This is a genomic window from Pseudomonas sp. FG36 (assembly GCF_057809275.1).
In genome coordinates this window covers 1-17,993 of record NZ_JBMDJQ010000050.1, presented here as the reverse complement: position 1 = coordinate 17,993, position 17,993 = coordinate 1, and the positions used below count along the sequence as shown (strand labels likewise).

The following is a 17,993-nucleotide window of genomic DNA, read 5'->3' as shown; positions in this document are numbered from 1 at the left end:
GGGCCTCGTCATTTCAGGTTCTGGCGCAGCAGCATGGTGCCGCCGCGCTGGGTAAATTCAAGTTGTTTCAGGGCACTCATGCCCAGCAGCACGCCCTGGCCATCCAGGCCGGGCACCACCAGCGCGCGTACGTCGCGCAAGTGGATATCGCCCAGTTGCAGGCTGTCGAGCCGCGTGCGGTAGCCTTGGGTACGGCCATTGGCGGTGCTCAACTGCACCGCGGCGCCACGCGCCAGGTCCAGGTCGCGGGCCAGTGCCTCGGGGATCGCCACGTCAGTGGCGCCGGTGTCGAGCATGAAATGCACCCGTCGCCCATTGATCGCGCCATCGGCGACGAAATGGCCCTGGCCGTTGCTCAGCAGGCGCACCTCGACGAAGCCATCGCCCTGCTCGCTCTGCACCACGCTGTTGGGGTTCTGCTGACGTTCTTCCCACTGGCCGAAAAAGCGCGTGGCAAGGAACATCGCCGCCGCCCAGGCGACAATCATCAACACCCTGCCCGCGCGCTTGCCCGGTGGCTGGCTCATGGCTTGGCGCTCCAGCCGCCTTGCGGGGCATCGAAGCGCCAGACGATCGGCCGTGTTTCACCATCCACTCGCGGACGGTTGTTGTTGTCCACGCCGATCCAGGCACCGCCTTTGTCGATCACCAGCGCCTCGGCCAAGCCGTAGGGCTGCGAGTAACGCCGCGATTCCATCAGGGCGTCGGCGGCGAACGACCAGCAGCGCTCCACGGCGCCCGTGTCGGCATCCCGCCGGCAAATGCGGTAGGCATTGCGCTCGAGGGTGAACAGCTTGCCCTCGAACCAGGCCAGGTCGGCAAAGTCACGTGATACCGGGCGTGCCTCGGGGAACTGCGGCGGCTGCATCTCGACACCCGCCTCGCTGAGCAGCACGCAGCCGCGCCCGCAGGTCCACACCGATTGCTGGCGCTGCACCGCGAGCAGGCCACGGCGCTCGCGCTCGGCGGCCAGCCACAGGCGATCGCCCGCCGGGTTGATCGCCAGCCCCTCGAACAGCGCGTTGAAATGCAGCAACATGCCGCTGGCCCGCGCCTGGCGCACCATGGCCTGGTCGATTTTCAGCCAGTCCGGCTCACCGTCCACGGGCAACTGCAACACGGCGGCGTGGGCCTCGCTGACGATATAGAGGTTGCCGGCCTGATCACAGGTGATGCCCTCGAAATCCAGCTCACCGCCGCGGATGTAGGACGCCGCCCAGTTGCGCGACTTGAGCCCCCAGGGCAGGCCGGTATCGGGCGCCGCCGGCGGGGTGAAGGTCAGTGGCTGGGCCTGCCACGTCGCCCCCTCCTGGTCCAGGCGGTAGATCCGGTCGTCATCGCGGTCGGACACCGCCCACAGTGCCCCACGGCACCAGGCCAGGCCCGACAGGTTGCCGCCGCGCATGCCATCGACCGCATGCTCGGCGCTGAGCTTGAGCTGCGGCCAGTCGCCGGCCTGGGCCTGCAGGGCAAACCACGCCAGGCAGGCCAGGAGCAACGGACGAATCAAACCAGGACCTCGGCCAGGTTGCCTTTGGTCTCCAGCCAGCTCTTGCGATCGCCCGCACGCTTCTTGGCCAGCAGCATGTCCATGATCTCGGTGGTGCCCTGCACATCGTCCAGGGTCAACTGGACCAGGCGCCGGGTGTTCGGGTCCATGGTGGTTTCGCGCAGTTGCGGCGGGTTCATCTCGCCCAGGCCCTTGAATCGGGTGACCTGCGGCTTGCCGCGCTTCTTCTCGGCCACCAGGCGGTCGAGGATGCCGTCACGCTCGGCTTCGTCCAGGGCGTAGTAGATCTCCTTGCCCAGGTCGATGCGGTACAGCGGCGGCATGGCCACGTAGACGTGGCCGGCCTCGACCAGCGGGCGGAAGTGCTGGACGAACAGCGCGCACAGCAGTGTGGCGATGTGCAGGCCGTCGGAGTCGGCGTCGGCGAGGATACAGACCTTGCCGTAGCGCAGCTGCGAGAGGTCGGCTGCGCCCGGGTCGACGCCGATGGCCACGGCAATGTTGTGCACTTCCTGGCTGGCCAGGACTTCACCGCCATCGACCTCCCAGGTGTTGAGGATCTTGCCACGCAGCGGCAGGATGGCCTGGAACTCCTTGTCCCGCGCCTGCTTGGCCGAGCCACCGGCCGAGTCACCCTCGACCAGGAACAGCTCGGCGCGCATCGGGTCCTGGCCGGCGCAATCGGCCAGCTTGCCGGGCAATGCGGGGCCCTGGGTGATGCGCTTGCGCTCGACCTTCTTGCTCGCCTTCAGGCGCCGGCCGGCGTTGCTGATGGCCAGTTCCGCCAGTTGCATGCCCAGTTCGGGGTGGGCATTGAGCCACAGGCTGAAGGCGTCCTTGACCACGCCGGAAACGAACGCGGCCGCCTCGCGGGACGACAGGCGCTCCTTGGTCTGGCCGGAGAACTGCGGCTCCTGCATCTTCATCGACAGCACGAAGCTGATGCGCTCCCAGACGTCCTCGGGGGCCAGCTTGACCCCGCGCGGCAGCAGGTTGCGGAACTCGCAGAACTCGCGCATGGCGTCCAGCAGGCCCTGGCGCAGGCCGTTGACGTGGGTGCCGCCCTGGGCGGTGGGGATCAGGTTGACGTAGCTTTCCTGGATGCTGTCGCCGCCTTCCGGCAGCCACAACAGGGCCCAGTCCACGGCCTCCTTGTTACCGGCCAGGCTGCCGCAGAACGGCTCGTCTGGCAGGCGCTGGAACTCGCTGACCGAATCGACCAGGTAGGAGCGCAGACCGTCCTCGTAGTGCCACTCGACCTTCTCGCCGGTGCCCTTGTCCTCGAAGCTGATGGACAGCCCCGGGCACAATACGGCCTTGGCCTTGAGCACGTGCTTGAGGCGGCTGATGGAGAACTTCGGCGAATCGAAGTACTTCGGATCGGGGCTGAAGTACACGCTGGTGCCGGTGTTGCGCTTGCCGACGGTGCCGACCACTTCCAGCTCGCTGGCCTTGAAACCGTCGGCGAAGGTCATCTGGTACTCGTTGCCGTCGCGCTTGACGCGCACGCGGACCTGGCTCGACAGGGCGTTGACCACCGAGATGCCGACGCCGTGCAGGCCGCCGGAGAATTGATAGTTCTTGTTGGAGAACTTGCCGCCGGCGTGCAGCTTGGTAAGGATCAGCTCGACACCGGAAACGCCCTCTTCGGGGTGGATGTCCACCGGCATGCCGCGGCCATCGTCGCTGACTTCCAGCGAGTGGTCGGCGTGCAGAATGACCTGCACCGACCGTGCGTGGCCTGCAAGGGCTTCGTCGACGCTGTTGTCGATGACTTCCTGGGCCAGGTGGTTGGGCCGGCTGGTGTCGGTGTACATGCCCGGCCGCTTGCGGACCGGGTCAAGGCCCGAGAGGACTTCGATGGCGTCTGCGTTATAGGCGCTAGCGCTGGGATTGGCCATGGGTTCTCGTCGTCAGTCTGGTGAATGCAAAAGTCAAAATACAGAAAAGTCCAGCGCCGCGTACTGCCCGCGGGCAATACCGGCGAACGCCAGCAGGGCCGGCAACTGTTCGGCGAAGCCCTGGTAACTGTGGTCGCCACCGGCCTGGATACGCAGGGCGCAGGCGCGGTAGTAGCGCTCGGCCTGGCGATAGTCCAGGGTTTCATCGGCGGTCTGCAACCACACTTGATAGCGGGCGACATCCTGCGGTGCCGGCACTTCCAGTTCGGCCAGGGCGTCCACGTGGTCGTGGGTGAGCTCCCAGGCTTCGTCGGTATAGAGGTTGCGCTGGGTGCCGAGGTAACCGTCGAACAGCTTGTGCGGGGCCACCGCCGGGTTGATCAACAGCGCCTTGAGCCCGTGTCGCTCGGCCAGGTGGGTGGCATAGTAGCCGCCGAGTGAGCTGCCGACCAGCAAGGGCGCGCCGAGCTCGGCGATCGCCGTCTCCAGTTGGGCGATGGCCTGGCGTGGATGATGGTGCAGGGCCGGGACCCGCAGTTGCTCGGCCAGGCCGAGCTGCTGCATCACTGCTTCGAGCTGGCGTGCCTTGGTCGACAGCGGCGAGCTGTTGAAGCCATGGATATAGAGGATGGAACCCGACATGCTGCCCCCGGACGCAAAGACGCGCAGTGTAGCGTGTTCGATGGTCATTGGCGCAGCCTGGGGATTTTCGCAACAAATTCTTCAAATGACAGGGGCAGCTGCGCAGCCCTTCAGTAGCCGGGGCTGTCGAAATCCAGCTTCACCACGAAATCCCGTGCCCGCTCCACCCCGGTCTCCAACCGCCCGTCGGCATGCAGACGAAGCCAGCGGTAACCCGGCTGCTCCTCGCTCACCTTGAAGTCCTCGCTGCGCGGCGCGAACTGGATGCAGGTCGAAGGCGTGGCAAGGAAACGGATGCCGTTGCGCACTTCGTCCCATTCCTGGTGGATATGCCCCCACAGCAGCGCCTTCACCTGTGGATAACTGCGCAGACGCCGCAGCAGCTCATCGGCATTATGCAGCCCGATCGGCGCGATCCAGGCACAACCGATATCCACCGGCTGGTGATGGCAGCACACCAGGCAATGACGCTCGCCCGCACCGTTTAGCGCCTGGTCCAGCACGACCAGCTGGTCATCGGCCAACAGACCGAAGGTGGCACCGACTACTGCCGAGTCGAGCATGACGATGCGCCAGGCACCGATATCGGTCACTGCCTGCACCAGTTCCGGCGCCACCTCGGCCATGACCCGCGCCTCGTCATGGTTACCCGGCAGCCAGCGCGCTGGCGCGCCGAGCGTCGACGTCAGCTCGCGAAAGGCCGCGTAGGATTCGACGCTGGCATCCTGGGAAAGATCGCCCGTGCACAGCAGCAGGTCGATGCGCGGTTGTTCGCGGCGAACCTGGCCGACCACGTGCCCCAGGCTTGCGCGGGTATTGAGGCCCAACAAGGTGCCCGCCGGGTCGGCGAACAGATGGGCATCGGTCAATTGCACCACATGGACAGGTGACGGGGGTGAAAGTGGTTGCGGCAACGGCCGTCTCCTCGAACGGATTCAGCACGGATTATGGCGGCGGATCGCTTTCGAGCAAATACTCGAAACCGACGCGCATCACATTTCAGCGCACGGCTTCCAGTTCGTGGCCGCAGGCCAGGCAGTGGCTCAGCCATTCACCGAGGAACAGATTGAGCTGGGCCTTCTCGTCCGGCTGGTGCATCGCCGTGTTGGGATAGGGGTAGATGCTGCGCAGGCGACGCGCATGCTCGGCACTGACCACCTCGGCCATGCGCGCGTCATGGTAGACCTGCACTTCGAGCTCGGGCACCGGCAGCCAGGGCAGGCTGTGCTCCTGACGCACCTTGAGCGTGGTGGTGTAGGGGCAGGCCAATAGCACTTCAAGCACAAGCACACCGAGCATCTGGTCGCCCTGGGTCATGCCGATACGGCGCGAGCTCTGCGTGGTGCGCATGTCGGGCAACAGGCGCATCAGGCGGGCATAGTTGGCCTCGCAGGCGGATTGCAGCCCGACCAGGTCGACTCGATAGCGCTCGCGCAGCAGGTTCACTTCCACATACCTCGTACTTCGTCACGGTTCAGCGCCAGCCATTGCAACCCGATGATCGCGGCGGCGTTGCAGATACGCCCGTCGCGTACGGCCTGCAGGGCATCCTCGAACGACCACACGCGCACGCGAATGTCTTCGCTTTCCTCTTCCAGGCCATGCAGGCCACCAGCGCCCTCGCTGACGCAACGGCCAAGGAACAGGTGGACGTACTCGTCGCTGCCGCCCGGTGACGGGAAGTACCTGGTCATCGGCCACAGTGCCGAGAAGGCCAGGCCCGCTTCTTCCTCGGCTTCGCGGTGGGCAACCTCCTCGGGCTGCTCATCCTTGTCGATCAGCCCGGCGACCATCTCGATCAGCCAGGGATTGGCCACCTTGCCCATGGCGCCGACGCGAAACTGCTCGATCAGCACCACTTCGTCGCGCTGTGGATCGTAGGGCAGCACGCAGACCGCGTCATGGCGCACGAACAGTTCACGGGTGAACTCTCGGCTCATGCCCCCGGCGAACAGCTCGTGGCGCAGGTGCAGCTTGTCGAGCTTGTAGAAGCCCTTGAACAGCGGCTCCCGCCGAACGATCTCGACCTGGGTAGGCACTGTATTGTGCGTGTCCGTCATGCAAACTCCTTGATACCTCGTTTACCGCATCGCGCAATCCTACTCTGCGCACGGCCCGGTTTCATCCCTTTCCGCTGACCGTTCGGGCAGCCGGGACAGGCGTGTCACTCTCTGTTAGCTTAGTGGCGAACTGAAGGCCGCGCAGGCGGTCCAAGGCCGATCATCACCGTTGTGAAAGAGGCAACATGACGCTTGTCAAACTGACTTCCGTGGCCGTCCTGGCACTGGCGCTCGGCGCCTGCCAGAGCCTGTTCACGCCCAATTACCGGGCCCCGCTCGAGGTCAAGCGCGAGGCCTGGGAGCACGTAAAACCCGGCTGCAGCGAAAGCGACTGCCCGCTGGTCAACATCGACGTCGTGCACTTCCCGGCCCTGCCCAAGCTCGACGGCATTGTCGAGAAGCGCCTGCTGATGCTGACCGAGGACAACCAGCGCGGCACCCCGCCGCCCTCGCTGCAAGCCTATGAGCAGCAGTACCTGGCCCGCGCCGACAAGCGCAACAGCAGCTATCTGCAGGCCAAGGTACGCGAGCAGCATGACGGGCTGGTGATCGTCGAGCTGTCCAGCTACCTCGACAGCGGCGGTGCCCACGGCATGCCTGGGCGCGGCTTCATCAACTATTCACGCAAGCTGGACAAGGTACTGACCCTGGACGACATGCTGGTGCCCGGCCAGGAGGCGACCTTCTGGAAGACCGCCGAGGAGTCCCACCGCGCCTGGCTGATCAGCACCGGCATGGACAAGGACCCCGAGTTCGTCAAGACCTGGCCGTTCAAGCAGTCCCCGCACATCGCCCTGACCTACGGCGCGGTGGTGATCAAGTACGAGGTCTACTCCATCGCGCCCTACTCCATGGGCCATGTCGAGCTTAAGATCCCCTACCCGCGCCTCAATGGCGTGATCAAGCCCGAGCTGTTTCCCGGCCGCGGCTGAGCGATAGCAGCAAGTGCAGTACCCCTGCCAGCAACAGTGCCGGCAGGGTCGCCCCCAGCTCCGGCGCCTGGCTGGCCATCAGGTGATAGGCCGCCACCCCCACGCCCCAGGCCAGCAGCGCCTGCCAGTGCAAACCCTCGACCAGCGCCGGCAGGCGACGGCGGCGAATCACGAAGTGATCCACCAGCACCACGCCGAACAGCGGCGCGAACACCGAGCCGATCAGCAACAGGAAGTTCTGGTACTGAGCCAGCGGCGCCAGCAAGGCGATCAGCGTGCACAGCACGCCGATAGCCAGGGCCAGGTGCTCGACCTTCATTTTCACCAGCAGGCCGGTGGACACCGCCGCCGAGTGGATATCGGCAAAGGCGTTTTCCGTCTCGTCCAGCAGGATCAGCAGCAACGGAATTCCCAGCCCGGCGCCGGCCAGTGCCAACAGCAGGGCATTCACCTCGCCGCTGGGCGCGAACGCCAAGGTGTAGGCCACGCCCAGGCTCATCAGCCAGGCATTGCCGATGAAGAAGCCCAGCGCGGTACCGCCGAACACCCGGCTGGCGCGCTGGCCAAAGCGTGAATAGTCGGCGATCAGCGGCAGCCACGACAGCGGCATGGCGATCACGATGTCGAAACCCAGGGCCAGGGACAGCGAACCGTCCCCAGGGCGGCGCCACAGATCGGCCAGGTCGGCCTTGGCGAACAGGTTCCAGGTCAACCAGGCGCAGGCGCCCAGCAGCAGCCAGATCCCCCACTTGCGCAAGACCTTGCGCACGAACGCCAGCGGCCCGCTGACCGCCAGCAGAGTGGCCAGGGCGCCAAAGCACAAGGTCCACAGCAATGGGCTGCTCCAGCCGCTGCCCTCGCCAAACGCACGTGCGCCCAGCAGGCTGGCGGCATCACGCATGACGATGATCTCGAACGAACCCCAGCCCACCAGTTGCAGCAGGTTGAGCAAGGCCGGCAGGCGCGCGCCATGGCCACCCAGCGTGAGGCGCAGGGTCGCCATGGCCGACAGGCCGGTATCGCTACCGATCACCCCCACCGCGGCCAGCAGCAATACCCCTACCGCCGTGCCCAGGGTGATTGCCAGGATCGAGCCCGCCAGCCCCAGGCCCGGCGCCAACAGGCTGCCGACCTGCAGGACCATCAGGCCGATGCCGAGGGAAAACCACAGCGAAAACAGGTCGCGGGCGCCGAATTGGCGATGGTGGGAGGGGACCGGGTGGTCGGGAGAGAAGTGGCTGGGAGTGGTCATGCTCGGGCGCTCGACGGAAGAGTTGGGGTGAACCCATCGCTGGCAAGCCAGCTCCCACAGGGGCCGCATCGCAGTCTCTGTGGGAGCTGGCTTGCCAGCGATGCGGTGCGCATCGCGCACCGCCTGGGTCTGCTACTCAGACTTTCTGGTACAACTGGCTGCCTTCCTGGCGGAACCGCTCGGCCTGCTCGCGCATGCCCTGTTCGGCTGTCACGTCCACGGTCTCGATCTTGGCCGCATACTCACGCACTTCCTGGGTGATCTTCATCGAGCAGAACTTCGGCCCGCACATCGAGCAGAAGTGCGCGACCTTGGCCGACTCCTTGGGCAGCGTCTCGTCGTGGAACGCACGGGCGGTGTCCGGATCCAGTCCAAGGTTGAACTGGTCTTCCCAACGGAACTCGAAGCGCGCCTTGGACAGCGCGTTGTCACGGATCTGCGCGCCCGGGTGGCCCTTGGCAAGGTCGGCAGCATGCGCGGCGATCTTGTAGGTGATGATGCCGGTCTTGACGTCGTCCTTGTTCGGCAGGCCCAGGTGCTCCTTGGGCGTGACGTAGCAGAGCATGGCGCAGCCGAACCAGCCGATCATCGCCGCGCCGATGCCGGAGGTGATGTGGTCGTAGCCCGGAGCGATATCGGTGGTCAGCGGGCCTAGGGTGTAGAACGGCGCCTCGTCGCAGCAGTCGAGCTGCTTGTCCATGTTCTCCTTGATCAGCTGCATCGGCACATGGCCGGGGCCTTCGATCATGCACTGCACGTCGTGCTTCCAGGCGATCTTGGTCAGCTCGCCAAGGGTTTCCAGCTCACCGAACTGCGCGGCGTCGTTGGCGTCGGCGATCGAGCCCGGACGCAGGCCGTCGCCCAGCGAGAAGCTGACGTCGTAGGCCTTCATGATTTCGCAGATCTCGTCGAAGTGCGTGTACAGGAAGTTTTCCTTGTGGTGCGCCAGGCACCACTTGGCCATGATCGAGCCGCCACGGCTGACGATGCCGGTGACGCGCTTGGCGGTCAGCGGCACATAGCGCAGCAAGACGCCGGCGTGGATGGTGAAGTAGTCCACGCCCTGCTCGGCCTGTTCGATCAGGGTGTCGCGGAACAGCTCCCAGGTCAGGTCTTCGGCAACGCCATTGACCTTTTCCAGGGCCTGGTAGATCGGCACGGTACCGATCGGCACCGGCGAGTTGCGGATGATCCACTCGCGGGTTTCGTGGATGTGCTTGCCGGTGGACAGGTCCATGACCGTGTCCGAACCCCAGCGGATGCCCCAGGTCAGCTTGGCCACTTCTTCCTCGATGGAGGAACCCAGGGCGCTGTTGCCGATGTTGCCGTTGATCTTCACCAGGAAGTTGCGGCCGATGATCATCGGCTCCAGCTCGGTGTGGTTGATGTTGGCCGGGATGATCGCGCGACCGCGGGCAATCTCCTCGCGGACGAACTCAGGGGTGATCTCTTTCGGGATGCTGGCGCCGAAGCTGTGCCCGGCGTGCTGTTGGCTGAGCAGGCCGGCGGCGCGGGCTTCCTGCAACTTCATGTTCTCGCGGATGGCGACGTATTCCATCTCGGCGGTGATGATGCCCTGGCGCGCGTAGTGCATCTGCGAAACGTTGGCGCCGGCCTTGGCCCGGCGCGGGTTGCGCACGTGGGCGAAACGCAGCTTGGCCAGCTCGGCGTCGTTCAGGCGCTGCTGGCCGAAGTTCGAGCTCAGGCCACCCAGGCGCTCGGTGTCGCCACGGGCGTCGATCCACGCCGAGCGCACATCGCCCAGGCCCTTGCGCACGTCGATGATGACATTGGGGTCGGTGTACGGGCCGGAAGTGTCATACACCAGCACCGGGACGTTCTTTTCGCCGCCGAAGTCGGTGGGGGTGTCGTGCAGGCTGATCTCGCGCATGGGCACGCGGATGTCGGGGCGCGAACCTTCGACATAGACCTTGCGCGAATTGGGCAGCGGTTGCACGGACTGTTGGTCGACTTGGGCCGACTCGCTCAGACTGATCGCTTTTTCTTGTTTGCTCATCACAGGCTCTCCAGACAGCTTCCTAGCGGGCGGAATGTCGAGGTGAACCTGAAAGGCGCGGACGCACCCGTGTTGACGGGTGCAGTGCCGGACAAGGGGTGCCGTGGGCTGCAAGCAGCTGTGGCGATCCCGGACCTGGCACAAGAGGCTCCCGGGACATGAGAGCAATCTTGTTCCCTACGCAGGCGCTAACCTGATCAGGTTCAACGGGATCCGCAACTTTGCGATCTCAGCCTTTGCATCAAGGCACCCCGACAAGAACCTGCGCAGTCTAGACTGGAGTGGTCGGCAAAGCCAAGCGGGTAAATCCCTGGCGTGATAAATGGCACACGTGGCGGATTGTTGAGGGCGGCGCGCGGCACTACACTGGCGTGCTCGATACCCGACAGTACAGTAAATACATCTTGATCAAGGATTGCCCTATGCTGCGCAAACTCTCACTGGCGATTGCCGTGTCTTGTGCGTCCAACGGAGTGGCCTGGGCAGTGGATACGCCCACGACGGTGAAGACCGACCTGGTCAGCGTCTACCAGGAAGCGGTGGACAACAACGCCGACCTGGCCGCCGCCCGCGCCGACTACGGTGCCCGTCGCGAGGTGGTGCCCCAGGCTCGCGCCGGCTTGCTGCCCAACCTTTCGGCCGGCGCCGAGATGATGAACACCCGCACCAAGCTCGACGAGCCGTCGATCACCTCCAACCGCAGCGGCAATGCCTGGAGCGCCACCCTGGCGCAGCCGATCTTCCGCGCCGACCGCTGGTTCCAGCTGCAGGCTGCCGAAGCGGTCAACGAGCAGGCCGCGCTGGAACTGTCGGCCACCGAGCAGAACCTGATCCTGCAAAGCGCCGAGAACTACTTCGCGGTGCTGCGCGCCCAGGACAACCTGGCCTCGACCAAGGCCGAAGAGGCGGCCTTCAAGCGCCAGCTCGACCAGTCCAACGAACGCTTCGATGTCGGCCTTTCGGACAAGACCGATGTGCTCCAATCCCAGGCCAGCTACGACACGGCGCGGGCCAACCGGATCATCGCAGAGCGCCAGGTGCAGGATGCCTTCGAGGCCCTGATCACCCTGACCAACCGCCAATACAGTGCGATCCAGGGCGTGGTCCACACCCTGCCGGTGCAAGTGCCGACGCCCAATGACGCCAAGGCCTGGGTCGAGACCGCCGGGCGGCAGAACCTCAACCTGCAGGCCACCAACCATGCCGTGGCGGCCGCCGAAGAAACTGTGCGCCAGCGCAAGGCTGGCCATGCGCCAACCCTGGATGCAGTGGCCAAGTACCAGAAAGGCGACAACGACAATCTCGGGTTCACCAACCCTTCGCAGAACGGCGTGCGCTACGGCGGTGACGTGGAGCAGACCAGCGTCGGCCTGCAGCTGAACATTCCGATCTACAGCGGCGGGTTGACCAGCTCCCAGGTGCGCGAGGCCTATGCGCGCCTGACCCAGAGCGAGCAGCAGCGCGAAAGCCTGCGCCGCCAGGTGGTGGAGAACACCCGTAACCTGCACCGCGCGGTGAACACCGACGTGGAACAGGTCCAGGCGCGCAAGCAGTCGATCATCTCCAACCAGAGCGCCCTGGAAGCCACCGAGATCGGCTACCAGGTCGGCACCCGCAACATCGTCGACGTGCTCGACGCGCAGCGCCAGCTGTACACCTCGGTGCGCGACTACAACAACAGCCGCTACGACTACATCCTCGACAACCTGCGCCTCAAGCAGGCGGCCGGCACCCTGAGCCCGCAGGACCTGCAGGACCTGGGACGGTACCTGAAGGCCGACTACAACCCGGACAAGGATTTCCTGCCACCGGACCTGGCGGCGGCCGCGGCGAAGAACTTCGAACGCCGGCCTTGAAGGCAACACACTACCTGTAGGGCGGGCTTCGTGGGGGCAACCCCCGCTCCCACAACAACCGCGCCTACAGGCTCATCATCAGCTCAGAAGCCGCGCCAGCCCATCGAGCAACCGCTGCAACGCCCCCTGGTTGGCCTGCATCACCGCCCTGCCCGCCTCGCCCATGCGCCGTGCATCCTGCGGCAGCTCGACCAAGCGGCGCACTGCCGCGGCCAGGCCCTCGGCATCATCCACCTGCTGCAACGCCCCCGCCTCGCGCAGCATCGCGCTGATCTCGAGGAAGTTGAACACATGCGGCCCCATCAGCACCGGCAGCGCCAGCGCCGCCGGCTCCAATGGGTTGTGCCCGCCCGTGGGGACCAGGCTGCCACCGACGAAGGCGATATCGGCCAGGGCGTACAAGAACAGCAATTCACCCATGGTGTCACCCAGCAATACCTGGGTCTGCGCCGTCACGGCATCGCCTTTCGAACGACGCACCGTGGAGAACTGGCCGGCGCACAGTTCATGTACCGCCGTGAACCGCTCGGGATGGCGCGGCACCAGCACCAACAGTGCATCGCTGTGTACGCTCAGCAGTTGCCGGTGGGCTTCGAGGATCAACCCATCCTCGCCATCGTGGGTACTGGCGGCGATCCATACCGGGCGCTGGCTGGCCCCCCACTGCTCGCGCAAGTGTCGGGCGCGAGGCATCAACTGGTCGTCGACCTTCAGGTCGAACTTGATCGAGCCGGTCACCTGCACGCACGCCGGGCGCGCACCGAGCGAACGGAAACGCTCGGCCTCGGTTTCGGTCTGTACCGCGATCAGGCTCATCTCCTCGAGCATCGGCCGGGTCAGGCCGGCGAAGCGCGCATAACCTCGGGCCGAGCGTTCGGACAGCCGCGCATTGGCCAACGCCACCGGAATACCGCGCCTGGCGCACTGATGGATATGGTTGGGCCACAGCTCGGTTTCCATGATGATGCCCAGGTGCGGTCGCACATGGTCGAGAAAACGCCCCGCAGCCCATGGCAGGTCGTACGGCAGGTAGCAGTGCTGCACCCGTGGCTCGCCGTCGAACATCGCACGGATGCGCTCGGAGCCGGTCGGGGTCATGCAGGTCAGCGTGATCGGCAGGTCCGGATACTGCTTGAGCAGCGCCCGGACCAATGGCGCGGCGGCGATGCTCTCGCCCACCGAAACCGCATGCACCCAGATACCGCCCTGGCGCATGGGTGGCAAACCACAAGCGAAGCGCTCGGCGATACGCGCACGGTAGGCCGGCGCCTTGCGCCCGCGCAGGAACAGGCGCAGCGCGACCAGCGGCAGGCCCAGATGGAAAAGCAGGGTATAGAGGGTTCTGTTCATGGCGGCGGAGTTTACTAGGAACTGGATGAAAAGGCCTGTCAGCCAATGGCCCGCAGGTGCACGGCGAAGCGCTCGGCCAGCCACTGCGCCGCAGGGCCCAGGGGCTCGTCGCGGCGCCAGGCCAGTTCCGCCACCAGCGCCGGCGGGCGCCATTCGCTGTCCAGCTCGACCATCTGCGCCTGGTAGGTGGGGTACTGCACCACATGACGCGGCAGCCAGGCCCAACCCAGGCCGCGCATCAGCAATTCGGCCATGGCATAGAAGCTGTCGGCACGCCAGACCTGTGGACTGATCGCCTCGCCGCCGGGGTAGCCGCTCTGCTGCGGCGTGATCAGCAGCTGGCGATGGCGGGCCAACTGCTGGCGGCTGACCTTGGCCAGGTTCGCCAGGGGATGGTCGATGGCGCACACCGTGACCATCTCGACGCTGCCCAGGGCCCGTCTCTCCAGCGAGGCGGGAATGCTTTCGTGGTGGAAGAACAACCCCAGGTCGGCGCGCCGCTCCACCAGTTTGCGCGCCACATCGCCCTGGGCACCGCTGGCCAGTTGCACCTCCAGGTAGGGATAGTGCGCCGCCAGCTCGTCGAGGCTGTCGATTACCGGCTGGTAGGGCATGGCTTCGTCCTGAGCCACCCGCAGCAGCGCCTCCTGGCCACGCATCAGCGCGAGTGCCCGACCGTCCAGACGCTCGCACTGGCGCAACAGCTCGCGGGCGTCCTCCAGCAGCGCGGCGCCGCTTTCGGTCAGGCGCGGCTGGCGGCCGCTGCTGCGTTCGAACAGCGTCACGCCCAGATCCGCCTCGAGCAGGGCGATGGCGTTGCTCACCGCCGACTGCGCCTTGTGCTGCTCGCGGGCCACTGCGGAAAACGAACGCAACTCCGCCGCCCGCACGAACAGGCGCAACTGTTCCAGGTTCCAGTGCTCGGTCATCATCAACCTATCTCCATAGCAGATAGGTAATGACTTTACCGCATTCGGAGATCCTCTAGAATGCCCATCCAGCACCGGAGGACCCGCACCATGAACGCCTACACCTATCTCGCCATCGCCATCTGCGCCGAAGTCATCGCCACTGCCTCCATGAAGGCGGTCAAGGGGCTGAGCACGCCTCTGCCGCTGCTGCTGATGGTGTGCGGCTACGGCGTGGCGTTCTGGATGCTCACCCTGGTGGTGCGCAGCATTCCGGTGGGGATCGCCTATGCGATCTGGTCGGGCCTGGGAATCGTCCTGATCAGCGTCGCCGCGCTGGTGATCTATGGGCAGAAGCTGGATATGCCGGCGATGGTGGGTATGGCCATGATCGTCGGCGGTGTGGTGGTGATCCAGGTGTTTTCCAATACCGCAGGGCACTGAGCCTGAGCCCATGGGGCCGCTGCGCGGCCCTATCGCCGGCAAGCCGGCTCCCACAGGGGTCAGCACGACGCCACAGCCTGTATACTGCGCACCTGTCCCAGTTTTCGAGGTGCCCGCATGCCATCCGCCATTACCACTGACGTGCTGATCGTCGGCGCCGGGGTCGCAGGCCTCTGGCTCAATGCCCGGCTGCGCCGCCTGGGCTACTCGACGGTACTGGTGGAACGCGCCAGCCTCGGTGGCGAGCAGACCATCAAGTCGCAAGGCATCATCCACGGTGGCACCAAGTACGCCCTGCACGGGGCACTGACCGGTGCCTCCGAGGCCATCGCCGACATGCCGCGGCGCTGGCGCGAAGCGCTGGCTGGCAACGGCGAGCTGGACCTGAGCGGCACCCGTCTGCTGTCCGAGGCCCATTACCTCTGGTCCCCCGGCACCCTGGCCGGCAATCTCACCAGTTTCTTCGCCAGCAAGGCCGTGCGCGGCCGGGTCGACCAGGTCAAGGGCGAGCAACTGCCGCCGGCTCTGCAGGATCGTGCGTTCAAGGGCAAGGTCTACCGCCTCGCCGAACTGGTCATCGACGTACCCAGCTTGCTGGCCAACCTCGCGCAACTGGCGGGTGACAGCCTGCTGGCCGGCGAGCGCATCGAACCGCTTCGCGACGGCGAAGAGCTGGCCGGCCTGGTGGTCGATGGCCGCGAGATCCGCGCCCAGCGCATCGTCCTCAGCGCCGGCGGTGGCACCGCAGACCTGCTGCACGCCCTGGGGCTGGACCAACCGGCCATGCAACGCCGACCGCTGCACATGGTCCTGGCCAAGGGGCCCAACCTCAAGCCCTTGTATGCCCACTGCCTGGGCGGTGGCCCCAAGCCGCGCATCACCGTGACCACCCACCCGGCCGCCGATGGCCAATGGGTGTGGTACCTGGGTGGCGATATCGCCGAGGCCGACGGGGTTGCTCGCGAGCCTGAGGCGCAGATCGCCGCGGCGCAGAAGGAAGTCGCCAGCCTGCTGCCTTGGGTCGATCAAAGCCTGGTGCGCTGGGCCACCCTGCGCGTCGATCGTGCCGAGCCAGCGCAATCGGGCCTTGTACGCCCGGACAACGCCTTCCTTGCCGACCAGCAGCGCCTGCTGGTCGGCTGGCCGACCAAGCTGGCCCTGGCGCCGGACTTCGCCGATCGCGTGCTGGCCAGCTTCGAGCGCGACGGCATCCGCCCGGCGAGCCAGCCTGACCTTGCCGACCTGCCGCGCCCGCCGCTGGCGCTGCCTGCCTGGGAGCAACTGTTGCCATGAGCCTGCCGACTCTGCACGATCACCACCGTCCCTTGGGCAGCACCGGCCTGCGGGTATCGCCACTGGGCCTGGGCACGGTCAAGCTGGGCCGCGACCAAGGCGTCAAGTACCCCAATGGTTTCACCATCCCCGATGACCAGGCCGCGCGCCTCTTGCTCGCGCAAGCCCGCGAGCTGGGCATCAACCTGATCGACACCGCCCCGGCCTATGGCCGCAGCGAGGAGCGCCTCGGCCCGTTGCTGCGCGGCCAGCGCGAGCAGTGGGTCATCGTCAGCAAGGTCGGTGAAGAGTTCGAGGATGGCCAGTCGCATTTCGATTTCAGCGCCGCCCATACCCGCCGCTCGGTCGAGCGCAGCCTCAAGCGCCTGGAAACCGACCGTATCGAACTGGTGCTGGTGCACTCCGACGGCAACGACCTGGCGATCCTCGAGCAGGAGGGGGTGTACGAAACCCTCGCCGCGCTCAAGCGCGAAGGCAAGATCCTCGGCTACGGCTTCTCCGGCAAGACCGCCGCGGGTGGCCTGAAAGCCCTGGAACAGGGTGATTGCGCCATGGTCACCTACAACCTCAACGAGCAGGCGGAGCGGCCCGTGCTCGACTACGCTGCCGAACACGGCAAGGCCATCCTGGTGAAGAAAGCCCTGGCCAGCGGCCATATCTGCCTGGCCCCGGGGGTCGACCCGGTGCAGGCCAGTTTCGAGTTGCTGTTCGCCCACCCCGGTGTGTGCAGTGCCATCGTCGGCACCATCAACCCGGTACACCTGGCCCACAACGTGGCCACCGTCGCCCGCATCCTGGGCCGGCCCTGAGCCGCCCAGACGGGGGCCCAACGCAAGGAGGAGCCTCGTGCCGCGTACGCTGATCCGCAAGAATCCGAGCAACTTCAAGACCCTGCCGCTGCACGTCGAGGCCACGCCCGATGGCCTGACCTACCAGAGCATCGGCATGCCGCTGAACTTCGCCCAGACCCTGCAGCGGCGCAAGGCCATCCAGGTCGCCAACCCCGAACACTTCGTGGCGGAGCTGGCCAACCTTGGCGTGTCGGTGCGCCTCACCCTGAACTGGCAAGGCCGCGACTACTGGGTGCTGGTGCGCCAACGCCGACAGGACCGTGGCGATGTGGTGCTCAAGCTGATTTCCGGCTATGTCCCGGCCCATGAGCTGAACCTGCCGCTGCACACGGCGATCCAGGAAGTGGCCGAGGAGTGCCTGCTGGAAACCCCTGAAGGCTGGCTTGGCGGGCGCTTCAACGACACCTGGCTGCCGGCGCCCTATGCCGCCGCCCTGCACTATCGCGAGGCGCTGCCGTTCGTGCTCTCGCCCGAGTCCGGTGCCGCCCGCCCGGTGCATTGCGCGCGCCTGACCCTGCTGGAGCGGCCACGGGCCTACGTGCACCTGCCCACCGCATCATTGCAACTGATCTACGACCTGCGCCTGCAAGTGCCCAAGGAGGCCAAGTCACTGAGCCTGTTCCATGTCGATGAACGGCTCGAGGGCGACCAACTGGTGGCACGGCTCGACCGCAAAAAACCCGACCTTTACCTGATGCCGTTGCAGGACGGCCAACCGCTGGCAGAGCTCTATACCCTGAAGAAGGATCAACTGCTGCCGGCGAGCACACGCGGCCTATGGCTGGCTGAAAGCTTTGCACCACAGGTAGGCTGGGTGGTTCGGGAGGAGCGGGTACGCTGGAAGGATTGGTTGAAACAACAAGGCCTGGTCGAGCACAAGCGCGAACCGGCTTCGCAACTCGAGCGCTTCAGCGACAAGGCCCGGGCCTTGCTGGAACGGGCGCGGGACACGCTGCACAAATGAACGCGGGGCAAGT

17 protein-coding genes and 1 riboswitch are annotated in these 17,993 nt (G+C 65.9%); of the genes, 6 read left to right on the top strand and 11 right to left on the bottom strand.

Features of this window, described 5'->3' with window-relative positions; all coding sequences use genetic code 11:
• Window positions 1-8: 8 nt before the first annotated feature.
• From ACODS9_RS24870 to ACODS9_RS24840, 7 genes are all read right to left on the bottom strand, one after another.
• A complete protein-coding gene (locus ACODS9_RS24870; RefSeq protein WP_217867383.1) occupies window positions 9-527 on the bottom strand; it encodes a retropepsin-like aspartic protease family protein in 519 nt (172 codons plus the stop codon).
• The gene (locus ACODS9_RS24865; RefSeq protein ID WP_401109036.1) at window positions 524-1,510 is read right to left on the bottom strand and encodes an esterase-like activity of phytase family protein; all 987 of its coding nucleotides are present in this window, start codon (window positions 1,508-1,510) and stop codon (window positions 524-526) included. Before ACODS9_RS24865 ends, ACODS9_RS24870 begins: the two co-directional genes overlap by 4 nt.
• Window positions 1,507-3,411 (bottom strand): DNA topoisomerase IV subunit B, encoded by a 1,905-nt coding sequence (gene parE / locus ACODS9_RS24860; RefSeq protein WP_046853982.1) that lies wholly within the window; start codon window positions 3,409-3,411, stop codon window positions 1,507-1,509. The genes ACODS9_RS24865 and parE overlap by 4 nt, the downstream gene beginning before the upstream one ends.
• Before the next feature lie 33 nt (window positions 3,412-3,444).
• A complete protein-coding gene (locus ACODS9_RS24855; RefSeq protein ID WP_401109033.1) occupies window positions 3,445-4,053 on the bottom strand; it encodes a YqiA/YcfP family alpha/beta fold hydrolase in 609 nt (202 codons plus the stop codon).
• A 110-nt stretch (window positions 4,054-4,163) separates the two neighbouring features.
• Window positions 4,164-4,967, bottom strand: a complete 804-nt coding sequence (gene cpdA, locus ACODS9_RS24850; RefSeq protein WP_489094994.1) for a 3',5'-cyclic-AMP phosphodiesterase — start codon at window positions 4,965-4,967, stop codon at window positions 4,164-4,166.
• Window positions 4,968-5,052: 85 nt separating this feature from the next.
• Entirely contained in the window at window positions 5,053-5,505 is a 453-nt protein-coding gene (locus ACODS9_RS24845) for a DUF1249 domain-containing protein (RefSeq protein ID WP_023630808.1), read from the bottom strand.
• Complete coding sequence (locus ACODS9_RS24840; protein WP_489094993.1) at window positions 5,496-6,113, bottom strand: NUDIX domain-containing protein; 618 nt, start codon at window positions 6,111-6,113, stop codon at window positions 5,496-5,498. The genes ACODS9_RS24845 and ACODS9_RS24840 overlap by 10 nt, the downstream gene beginning before the upstream one ends.
• Window positions 6,114-6,298: 185 nt before the next feature.
• Between ACODS9_RS24840 and ACODS9_RS24835 the strand changes: the two genes are divergently transcribed.
• The gene (locus ACODS9_RS24835; RefSeq protein ID WP_489094992.1) at window positions 6,299-7,045 is read left to right on the top strand and encodes an RsiV family protein; all 747 of its coding nucleotides are present in this window, start codon (window positions 6,299-6,301) and stop codon (window positions 7,043-7,045) included.
• On the opposite strand, the gene cytX is transcribed toward ACODS9_RS24835, so the two are convergent.
• Window positions 7,014-8,297 (bottom strand): putative hydroxymethylpyrimidine transporter CytX, encoded by a 1,284-nt coding sequence (gene cytX, locus ACODS9_RS24830; RefSeq protein WP_489094991.1) that lies wholly within the window; start codon window positions 8,295-8,297, stop codon window positions 7,014-7,016. The genes ACODS9_RS24835 and cytX overlap by 32 nt on opposite strands.
• A gap of 136 nt (window positions 8,298-8,433) precedes the next feature.
• Complete coding sequence (thiC, locus tag ACODS9_RS24825; protein ID WP_489094990.1) at window positions 8,434-10,314, bottom strand: phosphomethylpyrimidine synthase ThiC; 1,881 nt, start codon at window positions 10,312-10,314, stop codon at window positions 8,434-8,436.
• A 157-nt stretch (window positions 10,315-10,471) separates the two neighbouring features.
• A riboswitch (TPP riboswitch) is annotated at window positions 10,472-10,578 on the bottom strand.
• Window positions 10,579-10,736: 158 nt separating this feature from the next.
• Here thiC and ACODS9_RS24820 point away from each other — a divergent pair.
• The gene (locus ACODS9_RS24820; protein ID WP_023632667.1) at window positions 10,737-12,170 is read left to right on the top strand and encodes a TolC family outer membrane protein; all 1,434 of its coding nucleotides are present in this window, start codon (window positions 10,737-10,739) and stop codon (window positions 12,168-12,170) included.
• 78 nt (window positions 12,171-12,248) lie between these two features.
• Here the strand turns inward: ACODS9_RS24820 and waaA are convergent, their stop codons facing one another.
• A complete protein-coding gene (gene waaA / locus ACODS9_RS24815) occupies window positions 12,249-13,520 on the bottom strand; it encodes a lipid IV(A) 3-deoxy-D-manno-octulosonic acid transferase (RefSeq protein WP_489094989.1) in 1,272 nt (423 codons plus the stop codon).
• Between the two features lie 38 nt (window positions 13,521-13,558).
• Window positions 13,559-14,449 carry a LysR family transcriptional regulator gene (locus ACODS9_RS24810; protein ID WP_401109192.1) on the bottom strand — a complete coding sequence of 297 codons (891 nt, stop codon included), beginning with the start codon at window positions 14,447-14,449 and terminating at the stop codon, window positions 13,559-13,561.
• A 90-nt stretch (window positions 14,450-14,539) separates the two neighbouring features.
• Between ACODS9_RS24810 and ACODS9_RS24805 the strand changes: the two genes are divergently transcribed.
• The 4 genes from ACODS9_RS24805 (at window position 14,540) to ACODS9_RS24790 (ending at window position 17,980) form a co-directional block, all read left to right on the top strand.
• On the top strand, window positions 14,540-14,872 hold the full coding sequence (locus tag ACODS9_RS24805; RefSeq protein WP_489094988.1) for a DMT family transporter: 333 nt from the start codon (window positions 14,540-14,542) through the stop codon (window positions 14,870-14,872).
• Between the two features lie 117 nt (window positions 14,873-14,989).
• Window positions 14,990-16,165, top strand: coding sequence for an NAD(P)/FAD-dependent oxidoreductase (locus ACODS9_RS24800; protein ID WP_489094987.1), 1,176 nt, complete (start codon window positions 14,990-14,992; stop codon window positions 16,163-16,165).
• Window positions 16,162-16,974: an aldo/keto reductase gene (locus ACODS9_RS24795; RefSeq protein WP_046853972.1), complete on the top strand. Its 813-nt coding sequence runs from the start codon at window positions 16,162-16,164 to the stop codon at window positions 16,972-16,974. Before ACODS9_RS24800 ends, ACODS9_RS24795 begins: the two co-directional genes overlap by 4 nt.
• A gap of 37 nt (window positions 16,975-17,011) precedes the next feature.
• Window positions 17,012-17,980, top strand: coding sequence for a metal ABC transporter ATPase (locus tag ACODS9_RS24790; RefSeq protein ID WP_401109011.1), 969 nt, complete (start codon window positions 17,012-17,014; stop codon window positions 17,978-17,980).
• The last annotated feature ends 13 nt before the right edge of the window (window positions 17,981-17,993 follow it).

What these genes read in the sequence shown, in the direction of transcription:
- ACODS9_RS24855 (WP_401109033.1), bottom strand. Translation starts at nt 4,053, where the DNA reads ATGTCGGGTTCCATCCTCTATATCCATGGCTTCAACAGCTCGCCGCTG.
- ACODS9_RS24835 (WP_489094992.1), top strand. Translation starts at nt 6,299, where the DNA reads ATGACGCTTGTCAAACTGACTTCCGTGGCCGTCCTGGCACTGGCGCTC.
- waaA (WP_489094989.1), bottom strand. Translation starts at nt 13,520, where the DNA reads ATGAACAGAACCCTCTATACCCTGCTTTTCCATCTGGGCCTGCCGCTG.
- ACODS9_RS24840 (WP_489094993.1), bottom strand. Translation starts at nt 6,113, where the DNA reads ATGACGGACACGCACAATACAGTGCCTACCCAGGTCGAGATCGTTCGG.
- ACODS9_RS24800 (WP_489094987.1), top strand. Translation starts at nt 14,990, where the DNA reads ATGCCATCCGCCATTACCACTGACGTGCTGATCGTCGGCGCCGGGGTC.
- ACODS9_RS24870 (WP_217867383.1), bottom strand. Translation starts at nt 527, where the DNA reads ATGAGCCAGCCACCGGGCAAGCGCGCGGGCAGGGTGTTGATGATTGTC.
- ACODS9_RS24805 (WP_489094988.1), top strand. Translation starts at nt 14,540, where the DNA reads ATGAACGCCTACACCTATCTCGCCATCGCCATCTGCGCCGAAGTCATC.
- thiC (WP_489094990.1), bottom strand. Translation starts at nt 10,314, where the DNA reads ATGAGCAAACAAGAAAAAGCGATCAGTCTGAGCGAGTCGGCCCAAGTC.
- ACODS9_RS24810 (WP_401109192.1), bottom strand. Translation starts at nt 14,449, where the DNA reads ATGACCGAGCACTGGAACCTGGAACAGTTGCGCCTGTTCGTGCGGGCG.
- parE (WP_046853982.1), bottom strand. Translation starts at nt 3,411, where the DNA reads ATGGCCAATCCCAGCGCTAGCGCCTATAACGCAGACGCCATCGAAGTC.
- ACODS9_RS24795 (WP_046853972.1), top strand. Translation starts at nt 16,162, where the DNA reads ATGAGCCTGCCGACTCTGCACGATCACCACCGTCCCTTGGGCAGCACC.
- cytX (WP_489094991.1), bottom strand. Translation starts at nt 8,297, where the DNA reads ATGACCACTCCCAGCCACTTCTCTCCCGACCACCCGGTCCCCTCCCAC.
- ACODS9_RS24820 (WP_023632667.1), top strand. Translation starts at nt 10,737, where the DNA reads ATGCTGCGCAAACTCTCACTGGCGATTGCCGTGTCTTGTGCGTCCAAC.